The sequence below is a fragment of the Kitasatospora sp. GP30 genome (assembly GCF_029892145.1).
GTDB classification, from domain to species: domain Bacteria; phylum Actinomycetota; class Actinomycetes; order Streptomycetales; family Streptomycetaceae; genus Kitasatospora; species Kitasatospora acidiphila.
Map to the genome: position 1 here is coordinate 24991 of NZ_JARZAH010000023.1, position 20817 is coordinate 45807.

11 protein-coding genes are annotated in these 20817 nt (G+C 72.2%); 7 read left to right on the plus strand and 4 right to left on the minus strand.

From position 1 onward, the window contains the following. Positions 1 to 39: 39 nt before the first annotated feature. The 3 genes from P3T35_RS26490 to P3T35_RS26500 all read right to left on the minus strand — a co-directional run bounded on the left by P3T35_RS26490 (position 40) and on the right by P3T35_RS26500 (position 3303). A complete protein-coding gene (locus tag P3T35_RS26490) occupies positions 40 to 594 on the minus strand; it encodes an ATP-binding protein (protein WP_101382264.1) in 555 nt (184 codons plus the stop codon). 82 nt (positions 595 to 676) lie between these two features. After that, positions 677 to 1894 carry an Ig-like domain-containing protein gene (locus P3T35_RS26495; RefSeq protein ID WP_280708010.1) on the minus strand — a complete coding sequence of 406 codons (1218 nt, stop codon included), beginning with the start codon at positions 1892 to 1894 and terminating at the stop codon, positions 677 to 679. 161 nt (positions 1895 to 2055) lie between these two features. After that, positions 2056 to 3303, minus strand: coding sequence for an Ig-like domain-containing protein (locus P3T35_RS26500; protein WP_101382262.1), 1248 nt, complete (start codon positions 3301 to 3303; stop codon positions 2056 to 2058). A gap of 250 nt (positions 3304 to 3553) precedes the next feature. Between P3T35_RS26500 and glgX the strand changes: the two genes are divergently transcribed. The 3 genes from glgX to P3T35_RS26515 are packed head-to-tail and all read left to right on the plus strand — an operon-like array spanning position 3554 to position 9382. Beyond that, positions 3554 to 5737 carry a glycogen debranching protein GlgX gene (glgX, locus tag P3T35_RS26505; protein WP_101382261.1) on the plus strand — a complete coding sequence of 728 codons (2184 nt, stop codon included), beginning with the start codon at positions 3554 to 3556 and terminating at the stop codon, positions 5735 to 5737. A gap of 49 nt (positions 5738 to 5786) precedes the next feature. Further along, positions 5787 to 7580: an ABC transporter ATP-binding protein gene (locus P3T35_RS26510; RefSeq protein WP_101382260.1), complete on the plus strand. Its 1794-nt coding sequence runs from the start codon at positions 5787 to 5789 to the stop codon at positions 7578 to 7580. Next, positions 7580 to 9382 carry an ABC transporter ATP-binding protein gene (locus P3T35_RS26515; RefSeq protein ID WP_101382259.1) on the plus strand — a complete coding sequence of 601 codons (1803 nt, stop codon included), beginning with the start codon at positions 7580 to 7582 and terminating at the stop codon, positions 9380 to 9382. Before P3T35_RS26510 ends, P3T35_RS26515 begins: the two co-directional genes overlap by 1 nt. A gap of 58 nt (positions 9383 to 9440) precedes the next feature. On the opposite strand, the gene glgP is transcribed toward P3T35_RS26515, so the two are convergent. Continuing rightward, the gene (gene glgP / locus P3T35_RS26520; RefSeq protein ID WP_101382258.1) at positions 9441 to 12065 is read right to left on the minus strand and encodes an alpha-glucan family phosphorylase; all 2625 of its coding nucleotides are present in this window, start codon (positions 12063 to 12065) and stop codon (positions 9441 to 9443) included. 889 nt (positions 12066 to 12954) lie between these two features. On the opposite strand from glgP, the gene P3T35_RS26525 reads away from it, so the two are divergent. The 4 genes from P3T35_RS26525 to glgB all read left to right on the plus strand — a co-directional run bounded on the left by P3T35_RS26525 (position 12955) and on the right by glgB (position 20798). Beyond that, positions 12955 to 14880 (plus strand): alpha-1,4-glucan--maltose-1-phosphate maltosyltransferase, encoded by a 1926-nt coding sequence (locus P3T35_RS26525; protein WP_101382257.1) that lies wholly within the window; start codon positions 12955 to 12957, stop codon positions 14878 to 14880. Next, complete coding sequence (gene treS, locus P3T35_RS26530; RefSeq protein ID WP_101382256.1) at positions 14877 to 16580, plus strand: maltose alpha-D-glucosyltransferase; 1704 nt, start codon at positions 14877 to 14879, stop codon at positions 16578 to 16580. Before P3T35_RS26525 ends, treS begins: the two co-directional genes overlap by 4 nt. A 216-nt stretch (positions 16581 to 16796) precedes the next feature. Further along, entirely contained in the window at positions 16797 to 18332 is a 1536-nt protein-coding gene (locus P3T35_RS26535; protein ID WP_180356583.1) for a maltokinase, read from the plus strand. A gap of 261 nt (positions 18333 to 18593) precedes the next feature. Further along, positions 18594 to 20798 (plus strand): 1,4-alpha-glucan branching enzyme, encoded by a 2205-nt coding sequence (gene glgB, locus P3T35_RS26540; protein WP_280708054.1) that lies wholly within the window; start codon positions 18594 to 18596, stop codon positions 20796 to 20798. Positions 20799 to 20817 lie beyond the last annotated feature (19 nt).

The following is a 20817-nucleotide window of genomic DNA, read 5'->3' on the forward strand; positions in this document are numbered from 1 at the left end:
GCCCGTGCCGTGGTGACGGTGCGGGCCCCCGGCGCGTTCTCAGGCCCGTTCGCGGACCTTGAGTTCGAACCAGACGCCCTTGCCGCGCGGCAGCAGGTCGGCGCCCCAGCGGTCGGCCAGGGCGTCCACCACGGTGAGGCCGCGGCCGTACTCGGTCAGACTGGGCTCGGCGACGATCAGGCAGGGCAGCGCCCGCGAGGAGTCGCGGACCTCCACCTTCAGCCAGCCGGGCCGGCGTTGGAGCTTCAGGCCGATGGTCCGCCCGCCGGTGTGCCGCACGGCATTGGCCACCAGCTCGGCGGTGAGTAACTCGCCGATCTCCAGCAGGTGGTGCAGGCCCCAGGACTGCAGCACCGAGAGCACCAGCCGCCGGGCCAGCGGCGCGGACTCGCACCGGGCCGGCAGCCGCACCTCCTCGGCGCCCGCCGGGTCGCGCAGCCGGGGCAGCACGGCCCGCTCCAACTCCCATGCGGAGAGCCGTTCCAGGGCGGCCAGCGAGGACCGCTCGGGTACCGGTGGGGCGTCAGCCGTCAGACTGAGCCCGAGATGTGATGACTGATCGACTTCGCCCCATCCCGCCATGCGCACCATCATCGCGGTTCGCACCCGCCCGCGTACGGACAATGACCAAAGGATCACTATTCAGTTGGCATATGACTGGAACAAGCCCGGCGGCCTACCAAGCGCTCCAGTCCATGTTCCAGCCGCTCAGGCCGTTGTCCGGGGCAACCTGGGCGCCCTTGGAGTTGACGACCTTCACGACATCTCCAACCAGCGACGAGTTGTAGAACTTCGCGGCGGGGGTGTCCGGGCCGCCCTGGTTGCCGGGGTCGTCCTCCAGACCGATGCAGCCGTGGCTGACGTTCTCCGAGCCGAAGGTGTCGTGCGAGGACCAGTTGTTGCCGTGCACATAGGTGCCGGAGTCGGTCAGCCGCGCCGAGTGCGGCACCTGCAGGTCGTACTCGCCGGGCTTGAGGCCGGGCACCGAGGCGGAGGTCATGTGGGCGGTGCCCTCCTTGGCCTCGATCACCATGGTGCCGTTGTAGGTGGGGTGCTCGTCGGAGCCGGAGCTGATCGGGATGGTCTGGTCGGGCTGGCCGTCGGTCTGCACGGTCATGGTGTGCTTGGCGGCGTCCACCGTGGAGACCTGGGAGCGGCCGATGGTGAACGACTCGTCGCGGTCGGAGTTGCCGTAGACGCCCGGGGAGACCTCGACGTTCTTCAACCGGAAGTGGACCTTGACGGTGGTGCCGGGCTTCCAGAAGGTCTGCGGGCGCAGGTCGAGGCGCTGGTTGCCCATCCAGTGGCCCTTCACCTGCTGGCCGTCGGAGGCCTCGAAGGTGATCCCGGCCTCGGCCGCCTTCTGGTTCTTGATCGGCATGCCGAAGTCGACCGAGACGATCATGCCGACGCCGTAGGTGGACCCGGTGACCACGTTGTCCTGGCTGCGCGAGGTCTTCGACGGGGTGAGCGTGGTGAACGAGCTGGACGCCGTGGTGGCGACGCCCTTGTCGTCCGTGGCCGAGGCCTTGACCTGGTAGGTGTCGGAGACCGAGAGGGCGGTGGCCGGCACCCAGTCGGTGCCGTCCGCGGAGATGCTGCCCTGGACCGCGGCGCCGCTCTTGTCGGTCACCGTCACCTGGGTCAGCTTGCCATTGGCAACCCCGACCTTGAGGGCGGTCGGCGCGGCGTCCTGGGTGCCGTCCTTGGGCTCGAGGTCCAGCACCGCGCTGGACGCGGTCGGCGACGGCGAACTCGCCGCACGGCCCTTGCCGCCGCCCGGCGGGACGGGTGCCGGGGTGCCGCCGGCCTTGGGGCTGCTACTGCCGCAAGCAGTGGCCAGCAGCAGCGTGCCGCCGACCGCCAGTGCCGCGCCCACGCGTATCGAACGCATTCCACTACTCCCCATCACTCGATCCCCGACTTCTACACGCAGCCCCGTCGCCGCCCGGTTCCCGGGCGGAGGGCCCTGGCCCCGGCTGTGACACCAGAATGCCCCGCGGCCCGTACCGGTGAACGAGGTGGCACGGGCCGCGGGTTGCGTCATGCGCCGGACTACCAGCTGCTCCACGGCATCGTCCAGCCGCTCAGGCCGTTGCTGCCGCTCACCGTCTTGCCCTTGGAGTTCTTGATGATCACCACGTCGCCGATCAGCGACGAGTTGTAGAACTTGCCGGCCACCGAGTTGTCGTCGCCGCCCTTGCTGTCCTGCAGGCCGACGCAGCCGTGGCTGGCGTTGGAGACACCGAAGGCGCTGCCCCAGTAGTTGCCGTGCACATAGGTGCCGGAGTCGGTCAGCCGCATCGCGTGCGGCACGTCCGGCACGTCGTACTCGGCGCCGACCACGTTGGACACGGTGGCCGAGTTCATCCGGGTGACCCGGTCCTTCTCCTCGATCGTCATGGTGCCGTTCCAGGACGGGTTCTGGTCGTTGCCCGCGGTGATCGGGATGGTCTGCACCACCTGGCCGTCGCGGCTGACGCTCATCTTGTCACTGGAGGCGTCGACCGTGGAGATCTGCGAGCGGCCGACCGTGAACGCCTCGTCGCTGTTCTTGGGGCCGTAGACGCCGGTGGCCACCTCGGTGCCGGCCAGCCGGAAGTGGATCTTCACATTGGTGCCGGACTTCCAGTACTGCTCGGGCCGGAAGTCCAGCCGGCGGGAGCTGAACCAGTGGCCCTTCACCTGGGTGCCGTCCGAGGCCTCGAAGGTGATGCCCTTGAGGACGTCGTCCTTGTTACTGACGTCCTTGCTGAAGTTCACCGAGACGATCATCCCGACGCCGTAGGTGGTGCCGGTGGTGACGTTGTCGTTCACCGCGACGGTCTTGGCGGGGGTGAGCGTGGTGAAGCTGCTGTCCAGCGCGGACTGCAGGCCGGCCGCGTCCACCGCCTGGGCGTTCACCTTGTAGAGCATGCCGACCGCCAGCGGACCGGACGGCGTCCAGGAGGAGCCGTCCGCCGCGATCGCGCCCGTCACCTTGTTGCCGTCCTTGTCGGCCACCGTGACCTGGGTCAGCTTGCCGTCGGCCACCGAGACCTTGACCGCGCCGCTGGGCGCCACGTCGTCGGTGCCGTCCTTGGGGCTGACGCTCAGCACCGCCGCCGAGAGCTTCGGCGACGCCGACGCCGCCGGACCGCCGGAACTCCCGCCGGAGCCACCCGCCTTGGAGGTGTCGTCCGGGCCGCAGGCGGTGGCCAGCACCAGCACCCCGCCCGCCAGCAGCGCGGCGGCCGTTCGCCGGTACCCGGCCCTGACCTGGCTGCTTCCTCTCGCGGCGGCTGCCGCCTGCACCGGCTCCACTAGGGTGGCCCCTCCCGTTCACGTCCATGGGTCCGCGCCTCAGCGTCCGGGCGCGCGCGAGCGCCAGGATAACTGGGCTGCATGAGTGGATCCCCGCCAGGAGGGCGGTGGCCCGCGGGCGGAAGATCACCGATCGGAAAGCGGCCAGTCCGCTGCGTGTCAGCCGGATTCCCACTGGTACACGAGGGAACGATTCCACTCGGCGGACATCTGCCCGTAACAGAACCCTCGGCTCGGAAGGGCACGGCTCATGACGGCATCTCAGGAGGCGTCGCGCCCGGCGCCGGCGCACCTGCCCCCCGCCGCCCCGTGGCCGGGCAGCTGGCAACCGCTCGGCGCCTGCTACCGGCCCGGCGCCGACGGCAGGGGCGGCACCAACTTCGCGCTCTGGGCGCCCGGCGCCGAGGCGGTCGAGCTCTGCCTGTTCGACGAGGACGGCGCCGAGACCCGGCACCCGCTGCCCGAGCAGACCTTCCAGACCTGGCACGGCTACCTGCCCGGCGTGGACCCCGGCGCCCGCTACGGCTACCGGGTGCACGGCCGCTGGGACCCGTGGACCGGCGCCCGCTGGAACCCGGCCAAGCTGCTGCTCGATCCGTACGCCAGAGCCGTCGACGGGGTCTTCACCGGCCACGCCGCCTGCTGCGGCTCGGTGCGCGACTGGCCCGAGCCGCAGGCCGCGGACACGGTGCGCGACAACCGCGACTCGGCGCCGTACACCGCCCGATCGGTGGTGGTGCACGACGATGACGACTGGGCGGACGACCACCGCCCCAAGACCCCGTGGGCCGAGACCGTCATCTACGAGCTGCACGTGGCCGGCTTCACCCGCCGCCACCCCGGGGTGCCGCCCGAACTGCGCGGCAGCTACGCCGGGTTGGGCCACCCGGCGGCGATCGAGCACCTGGTCTCGCTGGGCGTCACCGCGGTCGAGCTGCTGCCGGTGCACCAGTTCGCCGACGAGGACTTCCTGCGCGGGCGCGGGCTGGCCAACTACTGGGGCTACAACTCGATCGCCTGGTTCGCCCCGCACGGCGGCTACTCCGCCTCCGGCACCCGCGGCCAGCAGGTCGGCGAGTTCAAGCGGATGGTGCGGGCCCTGCACGCGGCCGGCATCGAGGTGATCCTCGACGTGGTCTACAACCACACCGCCGAGGGCGGCGAGCAGGGCCCGACGCTGTCGCTGCGCGGCATCGACAACGCCGGCTACTACCGGCTGGGCCGCGGCCGCCGCGGCTACACCGACTACACCGGCTGCGGCAACACCCTGGACACCCGGCAGCCGCAGGCCGTGCGCCTGATCACCGACTCGCTGCGCTACTGGGCCGCCGAGATGGGCGTGGACGGCTTCCGGTTCGACCTGGCCGCCGCCCTGACCCGCGGCAGCGACGGGGTCGACATGCACCACCCGCTGCTCGCCGCGATCTCCCAGGACCCGCTGCTCAGCCGGGTCAAGCTGATCGCCGAGCCGTGGGACCTCGGCCCGGGCGGCTACCAGGTCGGCAACTTCCCACCGCTGTGGGCCGAATGGAACGACAAGTACCGCGACGGCGTACGGGACTTCTGGCGCGGCGCCCGGGCCGACGTCGCCGAGCTCGGCTACCGGCTCTCCGGCTCCTCCGACCTCTACCAGCTCGGCGGCCGGCGCCCCTACGCCTCGGTCAACTACGTCACCGCGCACGACGGTTTCACGCTGCGCGACCTGGTCTCCTACAACGCCAAGCACAACCAGGCCAACGGCGAGGACAACCGGGACGGCACCGACGACAACCGCTCCTGGAACTGCGGCGCCGAGGGCGAGACCGACGACCCGTCGGTCATCGAGCTGCGGGACCGCCAGATCCGCAACCTGCTGGCCACCCTGCTGCTCTCCACCGGGGTGCCGATGCTCACCGCGGGCGACGAGATGGGCCGCACCCAGGGCGGCAACAACAACGCCTACTGCCAGGACAACGAGGTCAGTTGGGTGGACTGGAGCCTGCTGGACGAGCCGCGCTGGCAGTCCCTGCGGGAGCTGACCGCCCGGCTGATCCGGCTGCGCCGCCGGCACCCGGTGCTGCGCCAGCGGGCCTTCTTCTCCGGCCTGGCCCCGCTGCCCGGCCAACTGCCCGACCTGACCTGGTACACCGCCCGCGGCAACGAGATGACGCCGGCCGACTGGCCCGCCCCGACCGCCGTGCTCGGCATGCTGCTGAACGGCGGCGCGATGTCCGAACGCGACCGGCACGGCTGCCCGTTGACCGACGACAGCTTCCTGCTGCTGCTCAACGGCAGTGCCCGCCCTGTGGAGTTCACGCTGCCGCCGCGCGGGCCGTTCGAACTGCTCCTCGACACTGCCGGAACCACCGCCGGAACCACCGGCGGAGCCGTCGGCGGACCGTTGGCGCCGCGCTCACTCCGACTGCTCCGACTGCTCCGGTTGCCGCAGTCCTGACCGGAAAACCTGATGAGAACAGGTACGGGTGCGGCCTACCCTCCGAAGGATGGCAGAGAACCCCGCTCCCTTGCCGCAGCCGCCCACCCCCGAACCCACCAGGTCCACGGTGCGCTCGCTGCTGAGACTCCGCGCCTACGCGTACCCGATCCGCTGGCACCTGGCCGGAGCCGTACTGGCCGCCCTGCTGGCCTCCGGCGCGGTGCTGGTCACCCCGCTGGTGCTCGGCCGGATCGTGGACGGCCCGATCGCCCACCGCGACACCGGCTCGCTCTGGCCACTGGTCGGGCTGCTGCTGGTGCTGGGGCTGGCCGAGGCCGGCCTGTTCGGACTGCGCCGGATCCTGGTCGCCCGGCCGCTGGCCCGGGTCGAGGCGGCGATGCGCGGTGACCTGTACGCCAAGCTGCAGCGGCTGCCGGTGGCGTTCCACGACCGCTGGGCCTCCGGGCAGTTGCTCTCCCGGGCCACCTCGGACATGTACACCCTGCGGCTCTTCCTGGCCTTCGGGTTCATCTTCCTGATCGTCAACTCGCTGACGTTCCTGGTCGGTTCGGTGGTCATGCTGGTCCTGGACTGGCGGCTCGGACTGATCGCGCTGGCACCCTCGGTGCCGCTGATGCTGTTCTGCACCCGGTTCGAGTCCAAGTACTCGCTGGCCGCCCGCACCGCCCAGGACCAGAACGGCGACCTGGCCACCGTCCTTGAGGAGTCGGTGCTGGGCATCCGGATCCTCAAGTCGTTCGGCCGGCACCGCACCATGGCCCGGCAGTTCGCCGAGCGCGCCGCGCGGCTGCGCGGCACCGAGCTGCACAAGACCCGGCTGCTGGCCGACCTGTGGGCGGTGATCGTGCTGCTGCCCGAACTGGCGCTCGGCTCCGCACTGGCAGTCGGCGCGGTGCTGGTCGCGCATGACCAGCTGAGCACCGGCGCCCTGGTCGCCTTCCTCTCCACCGCGCTGGCGCTGCGCTGGCCGGTGGAGTCGATGGGCTGGCTGCTGGCCTACAGCAACGAGGCCGGCACCACCACCGACCGGCTCTTCGAGGTGCTGGACGCCCCCGAGCCCCCGTTGACGCACGGCACCGCCGGCACCGCCACCGGCGACGGCATCCGGCTGCGCGACGTGCGGTTCCGCTACCCCGACGCCCCCGACGGCACCCCCGACCTGCTGCGCGGCGTCGACCTGCACGTCCGGCGCGGCGAGACCATGGCCCTGGTCGGCGCGACCGGCAGCGGCAAGACCACGCTGACCGCGCTGCTGCCCCGGCTCTACGACGCCACCGCCGGCAGCATCACGCTGGACGGCCGGGACACCGCCGCGCTGGAGCCGGCCGAGCTGCGCTCGCTGGTCGCGGTGGCCTTCGAGGACCCGATCCTGTTCTCCGCCACCGTCCGGGAGAACGTGCTGATGGGCGCCCCGGAGGCGACCGACGCGGCGCTGGAGAAGGCGCTGGCCGTGGCGCAGGCCGACTTCGTCACCGACCTGCCCGACGGCGTCGACACCGAGGTCGGCGAGCAGGGCCTGAGCCTGTCCGGCGGCCAGCGGCAGCGCCTGGCGCTGGCCCGGGCCGTGGTCGGCGGCCCGCCGTTCCTGGTGCTCGACGACCCGCTGTCCGCGCTGGACGTGCGCACCGAGGCGCTGGTCGAGGCCGCGCTGCGCGACGTGCTGGCCGACAGCACCGCCCTGGTGGTGGCGCACCGACCGAGCACGGTGCTGCTGGCCGACCGGGTCGCGGTGCTGGCCGACGGCCGGATCCTCGACGTCGGCACCCATCCCGAGCTGTTGGCGCGGTGCCCCGAGTACCGCGCGCTGATGAGCGGTGCGCTGGAAGGGAGCGTGGCCTGATGGCGGTGCTGGAAGCCCCCGCCCCCGTCGCCGACGAGGAGATCCCGGTCCCGCCCGGCGCCCCGGCGAGGCTGCTGCGTTCACTGCTGGGCCCGCAGCGCGGCCGGGTGGTGCTGGCCGCCGTGCTGATCCTGGTGCAGCAGGCCGCGCTGCAGTCCGGGCCGCTGCTGGTCGCGTACGCCATCGACCAGGGCATCCCGGCGCTGCGCCGGCACGACTCCGGTCCGCTGGTCGCGATCATCGCCGGCTATCTGGGCTGCGCGCTGCTGAGCACCGTGCTGCAGCGTGCCTTCATCCGGCTCACCGGGCTGATCAACCAGGACATCCTGCTTCAGCTGCGCACCCGGATCTTCCGGCACGCCCAGGCGCTCGGCCTGGACTTCCACGAGCGCTACACCTCCGGGCGGATCATCTCCCGGGCCACCAGCGATGTGGACACCCTGCGCGAGCTGCTCAACGAGGGCCTGCAGGAGCTGCTCTCGGTCGCCATCTCGGTCTGCTACATCGGGGTGCTGCTGCTGGTGATGGACTGGCGGCTCGGGCTGCTGGCGCTGGCCTCCGTGGTGCCGATGGGACTGCTGGTGCGGATGTTCCGGCGGCGCAGCACCCGGGTCTACCGGACCGGGCGGACCGCGGTCGCCTCGGTGATCGTGCGCTTCACCGAGACCATGAACGGCATCCGCCCGGTGCAGGCGTTCCGCCGCGAGGACGCCAACCTGGCCGCCTTCGCCGAGTCCAACGAGGCGTACACCCGGTCCAACGCCGGCGGCCTGCTGGAGATGGCCCGGTACGTCGGCTTCTCCCGGGCCACCGCCAACGTGTGGATCACCGCGGTGGTGCTGGCCGGCGCCTACCTGGTGACCGACCGCAGCCTGGAGATCGGGGTGCTCACCGGCTTCGTGCTCTACCTGCGCCGGCTCTACGACCCGATCGACCAGCTGGCGATGTTCCTGAACAGCTATCAGGCGGCGGTCGCGGCCCTGGAGAAGATCTCCGGCCTGCTGGCCCACCAGCCCTCGGTGGCGCCGCCCGCCACCGCGCGCCGGCTGCCGGCCGGCACCGGCAAGGGCCGCACGGTGGCCTTCGACCGGGTCGCGTTCGGCTACCGGGACGGCACCGAGGTGCTGCCGCTCTTCGACCTGACCCTGGCGGCCGGCAGCACCACCGCGGTGGTCGGTGCCACCGGCGCCGGCAAGTCCACCCTGGCCAAGCTGCTGGCCCGGTTCTACGACCCGTCGGCCGGCCGGATCACCCTGGACGGCGTGGACCTGCGCGACCTCGCCACCGAGGAGCTGCGGCGCGGCGTGGTGATGGTGACCCAGGAGTCCTTCCTGTTCTCCGGCACCGTCGCCGAGAACATCGCGATCGGCCGCCCGGAGGCCACCCGCGCCGAGATCGAGCAGGCCGCCCGGGAGATCGGCGCCCACGAGTTCATCACCGCCCTGCCCGACGGCTACGACACCGACGTCCGCAAGCGCGGCGGCCGGATCTCCGCCGGCCAGCGCCAACTGGTCGCCTTCGCCCGCGCGTTGCTCGCCGACCCCGCCGTCCTGATCCTCGACGAGGCCACCAGCTCCCTCGACATCCCCGGCGAACAGGCCATCCAGCACGCCATGCGCACCGTCCTCGCCGGCCGCACCGCGGTGATCATCGCCCACCGCCTCTCCACCGTGGAGATCGCCGACCGCGTCCTGGTCATGGACCGCGGCCACATCGTCGAGGACGGCACCCCCGCCGCCCTGATCGCCGGCACCGGCCGCTTCGCGCAGCTGCACTCGGCCTGGCGGGAGAGCCTGGTCTGAGCCCGGTGCGCGGGAAGTCGGCCCACCCGACGTCCCGCGCACCCTCTTGGCGGGCCCGCTAGCGCAGCACCCCCGCGTCCATGCCCGCCGACTCCACCGGCAGTGCCACCAGGCCCAGTTCGGCCGAGGCGGCGAGCAGCGGGTGGGAGGGGAGGACGCGGACGGTGTAGCCGAACGGGCCGGTGCGGTTGAGCTCCAGGGTGCCCTCGTAGCGCTGGCAGCCGGTCAGGTCGGGGCCGCCGGCCGGCTTGAGGGTGCCCAGGTCGATCTCGCGGAGGCGGTCCTGTTCGTCGACCGTGCCGGAGACCACCTGCACCTCGACGTCCTCGGCGGTCAGGGTGCCCAGGGTCACCTGCACTTTCAGGGCCAGCGCGGTGCCGAGCTCGGCGGCCTCGGCGACCGCCGCGTCCACCGGGCCGACCACGATCTGGGGCCAGGCCTGGCGGACCCGGGCCTTCCAGTCGGCCAGTTGCCGGGCGCCCGGGCCGTCCAGCCGCCGCTGGGCCTGCGCCGCCGGGGCGTAGAGCCGCTCCACGTACTCGCGGACCATCCGGCCGGCCGGCACCTTGGGGCCCAGGGTGGCCAGGGTGTGCCGGACCATGGCGATCCAGCGGTGCGGCAGCCCGTCCGGCCCGCGCTCGTAGTAGCGGGCCGCCACCTGGTGCTCGATCAGGTCGTAGAGCGCCGCGGCCTCGATGTCGTCGCGCTGGTCCTCGTCGATCCCCGCGGCGTCGGCGGTGGGGATCGCCCAGCCGTTGCGCCCGTCGTACCACTCGTCCCACCAGCCGTCCAGCACCGAGAGGTTGAGGCAGCCGTTGAGCGCCGCCTTCATCCCCGAGGTGCCGCAGGCCTCCAGCGGGCGCAGCGGGTTGTTCAGCCAGACGTCGCAGCCCGGGTAGAGGCGGGTGGCCATCGCCATGTCGTAGTCGGGCAGGAAGACGATCCGGTGCCGCACCGCCGGGTCGTCGGCGAACGCCACCAGCTGCTGGATCAGCCGCTTGCCGCCGTCGTCGGCCGGGTGCGCCTTGCCGGCCACCACGATCTGCACCGGGCGGGTCGGGTGCAGCAGCAGCGAGCGCAGCCGCTCCTGGTCCCGGAGCATCAGGGTGAGCCGCTTGTAGGAGGGCACCCGGCGGGCGAAGCCGATGGTGAGCACCTCCGGGTCGAGCACCGTGCCGGTCCAGCCCAGCTCGGCGTCGCCGGCGCCGCGGACCCGCCAGGAGGCGCGCAGCCGCCGCCGGGCCTCCTCGACCAGCTGGGCCCGCAGCCTGCCCCGGACCTCCCAGATCTCGCCGTCGTCGATGTGCTCCACGGCGCTCCACGGCCCGGCCTCGCCGGCCGTCATCGCCGCCTCGGCCTGGTCGGCGCCGATCCGGGCGGCACCGAGGCGGACCACCGCCGGGTCCATCCAGGTGGGCGCGTGCACCCCGTTGGTGACCGAGGTGATCGGCACCTCGGCGGGGTCGAAGCCCGGCCAGAGGGCTCCGAACATGCCGCGGCTGACCGCGCCGTGCAGGGTGGAGACGCCGTTCGCCCGCTGGGCCAGCCGCAGGCCCATGGCGGCCATGTTGAACAGCTTGGGGTCGCCGCCCGGCCAGTTCTCCAGGCCGAGCGCCAGCACCCGGTCCACCGGCACCCCGCGCAGCGCCGCGTCGCCGCTGAAGTGACGGGCCACCAGCTCGGCCTCGAAGCGGTCGATGCCGGCGGGCACCGGGGTGTGGGTGGTGAACAGGGTGCCGGCCCGCACCGCCTCCAGCGCGGCGCCGAAGTCGTGCCCGCGGTCGTCGGCCACCAGCTCGCGGATCCGCTCGACGCCCAGGAACCCGGCGTGGCCCTCGTTGGTGTGGAAGACCTCGGGCGCGGGGTGCCCGGTGATCCGGCAGAACGCCCGCACCGCGCGCACCCCGCCGATGCCCAGCAGCATCTCCTGGAGCAGCCGGTGCTCGCTGCCGCCGCCGTACAGCCGGTCGGTGACGTCCCGTTCGCCGGCCGCGTTGGCCGCCACGTCGGAGTCGAGCAGCAGCAGCGGCACCCGCCCGACCTGGGCTCGCCAGATCTGCGCGGCGAGCCGCCGCCCGGCGGGCAGTGCCAGCTCGACCCGGGCCGGGGTGCCGTCGGCCTCGCGCAGCAGGGTGACGGCCAGCTCCTCCGGGTCGAGCACCGGGTAGCGCTCCTGCTGCCAGCCGTCCCGGCTGAGCGACTGGCGGAAGTAGCCGTGCCGGTAGAACAGCCCGACCCCGATCAGCGGCACCCCGAGGTCGCTGGCGGCCTTGAGGTGGTCGCCGGCCAGGATGCCCAGGCCGCCGGAGTACTGCGGCAGCGCGGCGGCGATGCCGTACTCCGGCGAGAAGTAGGCGATGGCGGCCGGCAGCGCCTCGGCGCCCGGGGCCGACTGGTACCAGCGCGGCGCGCCCAGGTAGTCGGCCAGGTCGTCGGTGAGGTCGCCGAGGCGGCGCAGGAAGCGGCGGTCGCAGGCCAGTGCGGCGAGCCGGCGGGCCGGCACCTCGCCGAGCAGGCGGACCGGGTCCTCGCCGACGGCCTCCCAGACTCCCGGATCGACCGCGCGGAACAGCTCCCGGGTCTCCGGGTGCCAGGACCAGCGCAGGTTGAGCGCGAGCTCGTGCAACGGCTGGAGCTGCTCGGGCAGGACGGTGCGGACGGTGAATCTGCGGATGGCCTTCACGGCTCGAAGCGTAGACCGCCGAGGGTGGCTGATGTGGCGTCAACTCCCGTAGCTGCTACCCATTCGGGCGATTGAAGAGATCACGTCCGGCGCAGTCGAAGCTCCCAGGGGCGCACACGGCGCACTTGCCCCGCGAGGCGCACGCCGGGCGCGGATTTCCGCCACCCGGGGGTTGAGACGACTGGCCGAACTGCTCCCCCGCACCACCGCGCTGGCCTCATACCGAGTGGTAAGAGCTACGAACAGTGCGAGGATGTGCACAGGCCGCGCTCGCAGGGTCGGCATGGGTGGCGATTCCCGTGCGGCTCGGCCGGTCCTCCGCGTATCCGTTGCCTTCCCTGACCGTCCGTTAGCCCACTCGGCTCACCGGAGTACTCCCTGGTGGGTCGTCGCGTGTCCTCACCCCTGCCCCGGTCGTTTCCGCGGGTGGGTCGGAATCGCCCTACCGGGCGTGCCACGAGGCCGCGCGCCGGGACGTGCGCCGTCTCACCGTCCCGGGCCCCGTGGGCGCCGCCAGCAGCAAAACAGCTGTCGGCCATACCCCGGACACGGCGGTACGGGCAGGCACCGGTCGCTCCTCAGTCCCCCCACCCAGAAGTCCTCCGGCACTCCCCGGCGCCCTGACGCCCCGGGACTGCCGCCGATCTCGGGCAGGAGTCTCGGCATGCACGGCGATACACGGAATCAGTCCGCACTGGTGTCCGAAGGATTGGAGTCATCCGCCCTGCCTTCGGTATCGATTCCGGCCATAGCGGCACCGGCTCCCACGCCGCTGCGGCGCCGCGCCACCCGAACGGCCGAGACGCCCGCGAAGTCCGGCGGTGCCAAGCCCGCCACCCCCAGGAAGCGCACGGCCGCGCCCCGGACGAAGACCAAGGAGAGCGACCCGATGATCGGTCGGATCCCCGTGCTCGACGTCGCCCCCGTGGTGGACGGCGGCCGACGCCCGGCCCGCGCGGTGGTCGGCGAGACCTTCCTGGTCACCGCGACGGTGTTCCGCGAGGGCCATGACGCGGTGGGCGCCAATGTGCTGCTGCGTGATCCCAAGGGCCGCGGCGGACTGAGGGTTGCGATGCGGGAGCTGGCGCCCGGCACCGACCGCTGGGGCGCCGAGGTCACCCCGACGGCCGAGGGCCGGTGGAGCTACACCGTGGAGGCCTGGAGCGATCCGGTGGCCACCTGGCGGCACGCGGCCGCCATCAAGATCCCGGCCGGCCAGGACGTCGAGCTGATCCTGGAGGAGGGCGCGCTGCTGCTCGAGCGCGCCGCCGCCGAGGTGCCCAAGCGGGACGGGCGCCCGCTGGTGCTGCGCGCGGTCACCGCGCTGCGCGATCCGTCCCGCCCGCCGCTCACCCGGTTGGCCGCCGCGCTGACTCCCGAGGTGACCGCCGTGCTGGCCCGCCACCCGCTGCGGGAGTTGGTGACCTCCTCGGCGCCCCTGCCGCTGCAGGTGGAGCGGCGGCGGGCGCTGTACGGGTCGTGGTACGAGTTCTTCCCGCGGTCCGAGGGCGCCACCTTGAACCCCCCGCGCTCGGGCACCTTCCAGACCGCTGCGGAGCGGCTGCCGGCGGTCGCCGCGATGGGCTTCGACGTGGTCTACCTGCCGCCGATCCACCCGATCGGGCAGGCCTACCGCAAGGGCCCCAACAACACCCTGACCCCGGGCCCCGACGACGTCGGCTCGCCGTGGGCGATCGGCTCCCCCGAGGGCGGCCACGACGCGATCCACCCGGACCTGGGCACCATCGAGGACTTCGACGCCTTCGTCGCCCGCGCCGGCGAACTCGGCCTGGAGATCGCCCTGGACTTCGCCCTCCAGGCCTCCCCCGACCACCCCTGGGTCAACAAGCACCCCGAGTGGTTCAGCCACCGCATCGACGGCACCATCGCCTACGCCGAGAACCCGCCCAAGAAGTACCAGGACATCTACCCGATCAACTTCGACCAGGACTTCGACGGCCTGGTGCGCGAGACGCTCAAGCTGCTGCGCCACTGGATGGGCCACGGCGTGCGGATCTTCCGGGTCGACAACCCGCACACCAAGCCCGTCCACTTCTGGGAGAAGGTGATCGGCGAGATCAACCGCACCGACCCGGACGTCATCTTCCTGGCCGAGGCCTTCACCCGCCCCGCCATGATGCACACCCTGGCGAAGATCGGCTTCCAGCAGTCCTACACCTACTTCACCTGGCGCAACAGCAAGCACGAACTCACCGAGTACCTCACCGAGCTGTCCGGTGCGGCGGCCGCCTACATGCGGCCCAACTTCTTCGCCAACACCCCGGACATCCTGCCCCGGCACCTGCAGCACACCGGCCCCGCCGCGTTCGCGGTCCGCGCGGTGCTGGCCGCCACCCTCTCCCCCAGCTGGGGCGTCTACGCGGGCTTCGAGCACGCCGAGTGCGTACCGGCCGGCCCGGACACCGAGGAGTACCTGGACTCGGAGAAGTACCAGCTGCGCCCGCGCGACTGGACCCGCACCGACACCCTGGCCCCGCTGCTCACCCGGCTCAACGAGCTGCGCCGGGCCCACCCGGCGCTCCAGGAACTGCGCAACCTCGCCTTCCTGCCCACCGACAACGACCAGGTGATCGCCTACACCAAGCGCACCGGCGAGGACGAGGTCATCGTCGTGGCCAACCTCGACCCGTGGCACCCGCAGGAGGCCACCGTCACCCTTCCGAGTGACGGTCCGTTCGCCGTCACCGACGAGCTGAACGGCGAGCAGTACACCTGGCACCGCCACAACTACGTCCGGCTCGACCCCTCAGCGTCGCCGGCCCACCTCCTCACCGTTCGGAGGATCTCCCTGTGATTGTGAACGAGCCCGTCCCCGACACCTTCGCGGACACCGAGCAGAAGGACCTGGACCCGGAGTGGTTCAAGCGTGCGGTCTTCTACGAGGTGCTGGTGCGGTCCTTCCAGGACAGCAACGGCGACGGTGTGGGTGACCTCAAGGGGCTCACCACCAAGCTCGACTACCTCCAGTGGCTGGGAGTGGACTGCCTCTGGCTCCCGCCGTTCTTCGCCTCCCCGCTGCGCGACGGCGGCTACGACGTGGCCGACTACACGGCGGTGCTCCCGGAGTTCGGCGACCTGGCCGACTTCGTGGAGTTCGTGGACGCGGCGCACAAGCGCGGCATGCGGGTGATCATCGACTTCGTGATGAACCACACCAGCGACCAGCACCCGTGGTTCCAGGCCTCCCGCAACGATCCTGACGGCCCGTACGGCGACTTCTACATGTGGGCCGACGACGACAAGCAGTACCCGGACGCGCGGATCATCTTCGTCGACACCGAGACCTCCAACTGGACCTACGACCCGGTCCGCAAGCAGTACTTCTGGCACCGGTTCTTCTCCCACCAGCCGGACCTCAACTACGACAACCCGCGGGTCCAGGACGAGATCATGGCGGCCCTGCGGTTCTGGCTGGACCTGGGCATCGACGGCTTCCGGCTGGACGCGGTGCCGTACCTGTTCGCCCGCGAGGGGACCAACTGCGAGAACCTGTCGGAGACCCACGAGTTCCTCCAGCGGGTCCGCAAGGAGATCGACGCCGACTACCCGGACACCGTGCTGCTGGCCGAGGCCAACCAGTGGCCGGAAGACGTGGTGGACTACTTCGGCGACTTCACCTCCGGCGGCGACGAGTGCCACATGGCCTTCCACTTCCCGGTGATGCCGCGGATCTTCATGGCGGTGCGCCGGGAGTCCCGCTACCCGGTCTCGGAAATCCTCGCCAAGACGCCGGCCATCCCGCACGGCTGCCAGTGGGGCATCTTCCTGCGCAACCACGACGAGCTGACCCTGGAGATGGTCACCGACGAGGAGCGCGACTACATGTACGCGGAGTACGCCAAGGACCCGCGGATGCGGGCCAACGTGGGCATCCGCCGCCGGCTCGCCCCGCTGCTGGAGAACGACCGCAACCAGACCGAGCTGTTCACCGCGCTGCTGCTGTCGCTGCCCGGTTCCCCGGTGCTCTACTACGGTGACGAGATCGGCATGGGCGACAACATCTGGCTGGGGGATCGCGACGGCGTGCGCACGCCGATGCAGTGGACGCCCGACCGCAACGCGGGTTTCTCCTCCGCCGACCCGGGCAGGCTCAGTCTGCCGCCCATCATGGATCCGGTCTACGGATACCAGGTGACCAACGTCGAGGCGCAGCAGAGCAGTTCGTCCTCGCTGCTGCACTGGACCCGGCGCATGATCGAGATCCGCAAGCTCAACCCGGCCTTCGGGCTCGGCAGTTACACCGAACTCCCGTCCAGCAACCCGGCCGTTCTGGCGTTCGTCCGGGAGTACGAGGGTGACCTGGTGATGTGCGTCAACAACTTCTCCCGCTTCCCCCAGCCCACCGAGCTGGACCTGCGGCAGTACGGCGGGCGCTACCCGGTCGAGCTGATCGGCGGGGTGCGGTTCCCGTCGATCGGCGAGTGGCCGTACCTGCTCACCCTGGCCGGGCACGGCTTCTACTGGTTCCAGCTGCGCAGGCCCGTGGCGCAGTAGCGATCCAGCGGCCCCGGGGGCGCACGGCGCGAGGCAGCTGCGCCCCCGGGCACACCGCGCGCCACCTCGTACGGAGAACAGCCCAATGCCTACCCCTCAGGCGTGACACCCGAGCCAGACTCGCGTGCCGCCGCCGCAGCGCCGCCGAAATCCGGAAGACTGGCGGGCCCGGCCTGATCCACCGGGCCGTCAGCCTGTTTCCGGGGAAAGGGAGTCATGTCGGAAATCTCCCGTTCTCAAGCCCACGCCCACCGCGACGCGGGAACCGCGCCCCGCGGCCAGGGCGGCGCGGGCGGTCCACACGGTGCCGGCGGCGCGGGCCGCGGCGTCGGCGGGCAGTCCGGGCACACCGACAGACCGCGCGGCAGCACCTCCCTGGCGGTCGGCGAGCTGGTCGAGGCCGCGCTGCCGATGATCGCCGACTGGCTGCCCGGCCAGCGCTGGTACGCCGGCAAGGGCCAGGCGATCACCGGCCTGCGCCCGGTCACCGCGACCCCGCTGGTGACCGGCGACCCGGCGATGCTGCACCTGCTGCTCAGGGTGGAGCACGGCGAGCAGTCCGACCTCTACCAACTACTGCTCGGCCTGCGGGCCGAGGCACCGGCCGACCTGCTGCCCGAGGCCTCGCTCGGCAGCCTGACCCACGGCCCGTACGACGGCGCGGCGCTCTACGACGCGGTGCACGACCCGGAGCTGACCGGCCGGCTGCTCGCCCACCTGGCCACCGCCGACCGGTTCGGCCCGCTGGCGTTCCGCCGCACCCCCGGCCCCGGCCTGCCGAGCGATCTGCTGGGCCGGGCCGGCACCGCCGAGCAGTCCAACACCTCGGTCATCTTCGGCACCGCGTTCATCCTCAAGCTGTTCCGCCGGATCAGCCCCGGCACCAACCCCGACCTGGAGCTCTCGCTGGCGCTCTCCAGGGCCGGCAGCACCCGGATCCCCCGGGTGGCGGCCTGGTTCGAGAGCCGGATGGCCGGCTCCGAGCCGGCCACCCTGGGCCTGCTGCAGCGGTTCCTACCGGACGCGGAGGACGGCTGGGAGCTGGCCCTGGACCAGGTGGCCCGGCTCAAGGGCGACCCCAGTCCGGGCAACTTCGCGGTGGAGGCGCACCGGCTCGGCCGGGCCACCGCCGAGGTGCACCGGGTGCTGGCCCGCGCGCTGCCGGTGGCCCGGCTGGACCGCGAGCAGACCGGGCGGCTGGCCACCGGGATGGCCGAGCGGCTGGACGTGGCCGCCGCCGCGGTGCCCGCGCTGCGGCGCTACCGGCCGGCCCTGCACGCCGCCTTCCAGCAGCTGACGGCGGACCACCTGACCGGCCTGATGGTGCAGCGGATCCACGGCGACCTGCACCTGGGCCAGGCGATGCGCACCCCGCACGGCTGGGTGCTGCTGGACTTCGAGGGCGAGCCGGCCAAGTCGGTGGCCGAGCGGCGGCTGCCGCAACCGGCCCTGCGGGACGTGGCGGCGATGCTGCGCTCCTTCGACTACGCGGCCGCCCACCTGCTGGCCGGCGCACCGCAGCCGGACCCCCAGTTGGCCCATCTGGCGGCCAGCTGGGCGGCCCGCAACCGCACCGCCTACTGCGCCGGCTACACGGCGGCCGGCGGCACCGATCCGGCGGCCTGCCCGGAGCTGCTGCGGGCCCTGGAGATCGACAAGGCGGTCTACGAGGTGGTCTACGAGGCCCGGCACCGGCCCAGCTGGCTGCCGATCCCACTGACCGCCATCCACAGGCTCGCCACCGCGATCTGACCTATGGTCAGAGCAATTGCCCCGCCCGTTCCGTAGCCGTCCCAGGAGGATCCAGCCGTGGCCCCGCTCGACCGCCCCACCCCGAACGTGCCCGCCACCTTCCTGCCGGGCCGCCCGGGCAGCGGCGGCGGCCGAGCCCAGGCGGCACACCAGGCCGGTCAGCCGGGTCAGCCGAACCGTCGGAGCCGGGGCGGGGGCCGGTCGGCGCCCGTGCCGGTCGTCCCGAAGGCGCCGGCAGTCCCGGCCATCGAGGCCCCGGCGGTGGACGGTCCGGTGCTGCGGCTCGCCGAGGCGCCGCTGCCGCCCGCCGAGATCGAGCGGCTGGTGAGCGGCGCGCACCACGACCCGCACGCACTGCTCGGTGCCCATCCGACCACCGGGGGGACGGCCATCCGGGTGCTTCGCCCGCTGGCCGAGCGGGTCACCGTGGAGACCGCCTACGGCCCGGCCGAGCTGACCCACCAGCAGGGCGGCCTCTTCACCGGGCTGCTGCCGGGCTCGGCGATCCCCGCCTACCGGCTGCTGGTGAGCTACCCGGGCGGCGAACCGCTGCCCCAGGAGGACGGCTACCGGTTGCCGCCCACCCTGGGCGAGCTGGACCTGCACCTGATCCGGGAGGGCCGGCACGAGAGGCTCTGGCAGGCCCTGGGCGCGCACCGGCGCACCGTGGCCGGGGTGGCCGGGATCGGCTTCGCGGTCTGGGCGCCGAACGCCGTCGGGGTCCGGCTGGTGGGCGACTTCAACCACTGGGACGGCACCGGGTTCCCGATGCGCTCGCTGGGCGCCAGCGGGGTCTGGGAGCTGTTCGTGCCGCACCTGCCGGTCGGCACCCGGTACAAGTTCGAGATCCGCGGCCGGGACGGGCAGCTGCGGCAGAAGGCCGACCCGCTGGCCCGGCAGGCCCAGCTGCCGCCGGAGACGGCCTCGGTGGTCGCCGACTCCGACTACGTCTGGGGCGACGCCGAGTGGCTGGCCAAGCGCGCCGAGGCCCACCACCACCGCGAGCCGATGTCCGTCTACGAGGTGCACCTGCCGTCCTGGCGCCCCGGCCTGGACTACCGCCGGTTGGCGGTTGAACTCCCCGCGTACCTACGGGAGTTGAACTTCACGCATGTGGAGTTCATGCCGCTGCTGGAGCATCCGTTCGGCGGGTCGTGGGGCTACCAGGTGTCGGGGTTCTACGCGCCCACGTCGCGGCTGGGCTCGCCCGACGACTTCCGCCACCTGGTGGACGCGCTGCACCGGGCCGGCATCGGCGTGATCATGGACTGGGTGCCGGCCCACTTCCCCAAGGACGACTTCGCGCTGGCCCGGTTCGACGGCGAGCCGCTCTACGAGCCGGCCGACCCGCGCCGCGCCGAGCACCCCGACTGGGGCACCCTGACCTTCGACTACGGCCGCACCGAGGTGCGCAACTTCCTGGTCGCCAACGCGGTCTACTGGTGCGAGGAGTTCCACATCGACGGCCTGCGGGTCGACGCCGTCGCCTCCATGCTCTACCTCGACTACTCGCGGGCCGACGGCGAGTGGGCGCCCAACCAGTTCGGCGGCCGGGAGAACCTGGACGCGGTGCGGTTCCTCCAGGAGATGAACGCCACCGTCTACCGCCGCTGCCCCGGCGTCGTCACCGTCGCCGAGGAGTCCACCGCCTGGGACGGCGTCACCCGCCCCACCGACAGCGGCGGTCTGGGCTTCGGCCTGAAGTGGAACATGGGCTGGATGCACGACTCGCTGGTCTACATGTCCAAGGAGCCGGTGCACCGCAAGTACCACCACAACGAGATCACCTTCTCGATGGTGTACGCCTACTCGGAGAACTACGTGCTGCCGATCTCGCACGACGAGGTGGTGCACGGCAAGCGGGCGCTGGTGAGCAAGATGCCCGGCGACTGGTGGCAGCAGCGCGCCAACCACCGGGCGTACCTGGGCTTCATGTGGGCCCACCCGGGCAAGCAACTGCTGTTCATGGGCCAGGAGTTCGCGCAGGGCGCGGAGTTCCACCACGAGCAGGGACCGCAGTGGTGGGTGCTGGACGAGGGCTGGCCGGCCGCCGAGGACCACCTCGGGGTGCGCCGGCTGGTCGCCGCACTGAACCGGAGCTACCTGGACGTCCCCGCGCTCTGGGAGCAGGACACCCGGCCCGCCGGCTTCCGCTGGCTGGACGCCGGCGCGGCCGAGGACAACCTGCTCGCCTTCGTCCGCTACGCCGCCGACGGCACGCCGCTGGTGGTCGTCTGCAACTTCTCCCCCGTGGTCCGGCACGGCCACCGGATCGGGCTGCCCAAGCTGGCCGGCACCGACCAGCTCTGGCGCGAACTGCTCAACACCGACGATCCGCGGTTCGGCGGCAGCGGGGTGGCCAACGCCGCGCCGATCAAGGCCGAGAGCATCGCCTGGAACGACCAGCCGCAGAGCGCGGAGCTGATCATTCCGCCGCTCGCCACCCTCTGGTTGCTCCCAGCCTGATTCCCAGCGCTCTCCCAGT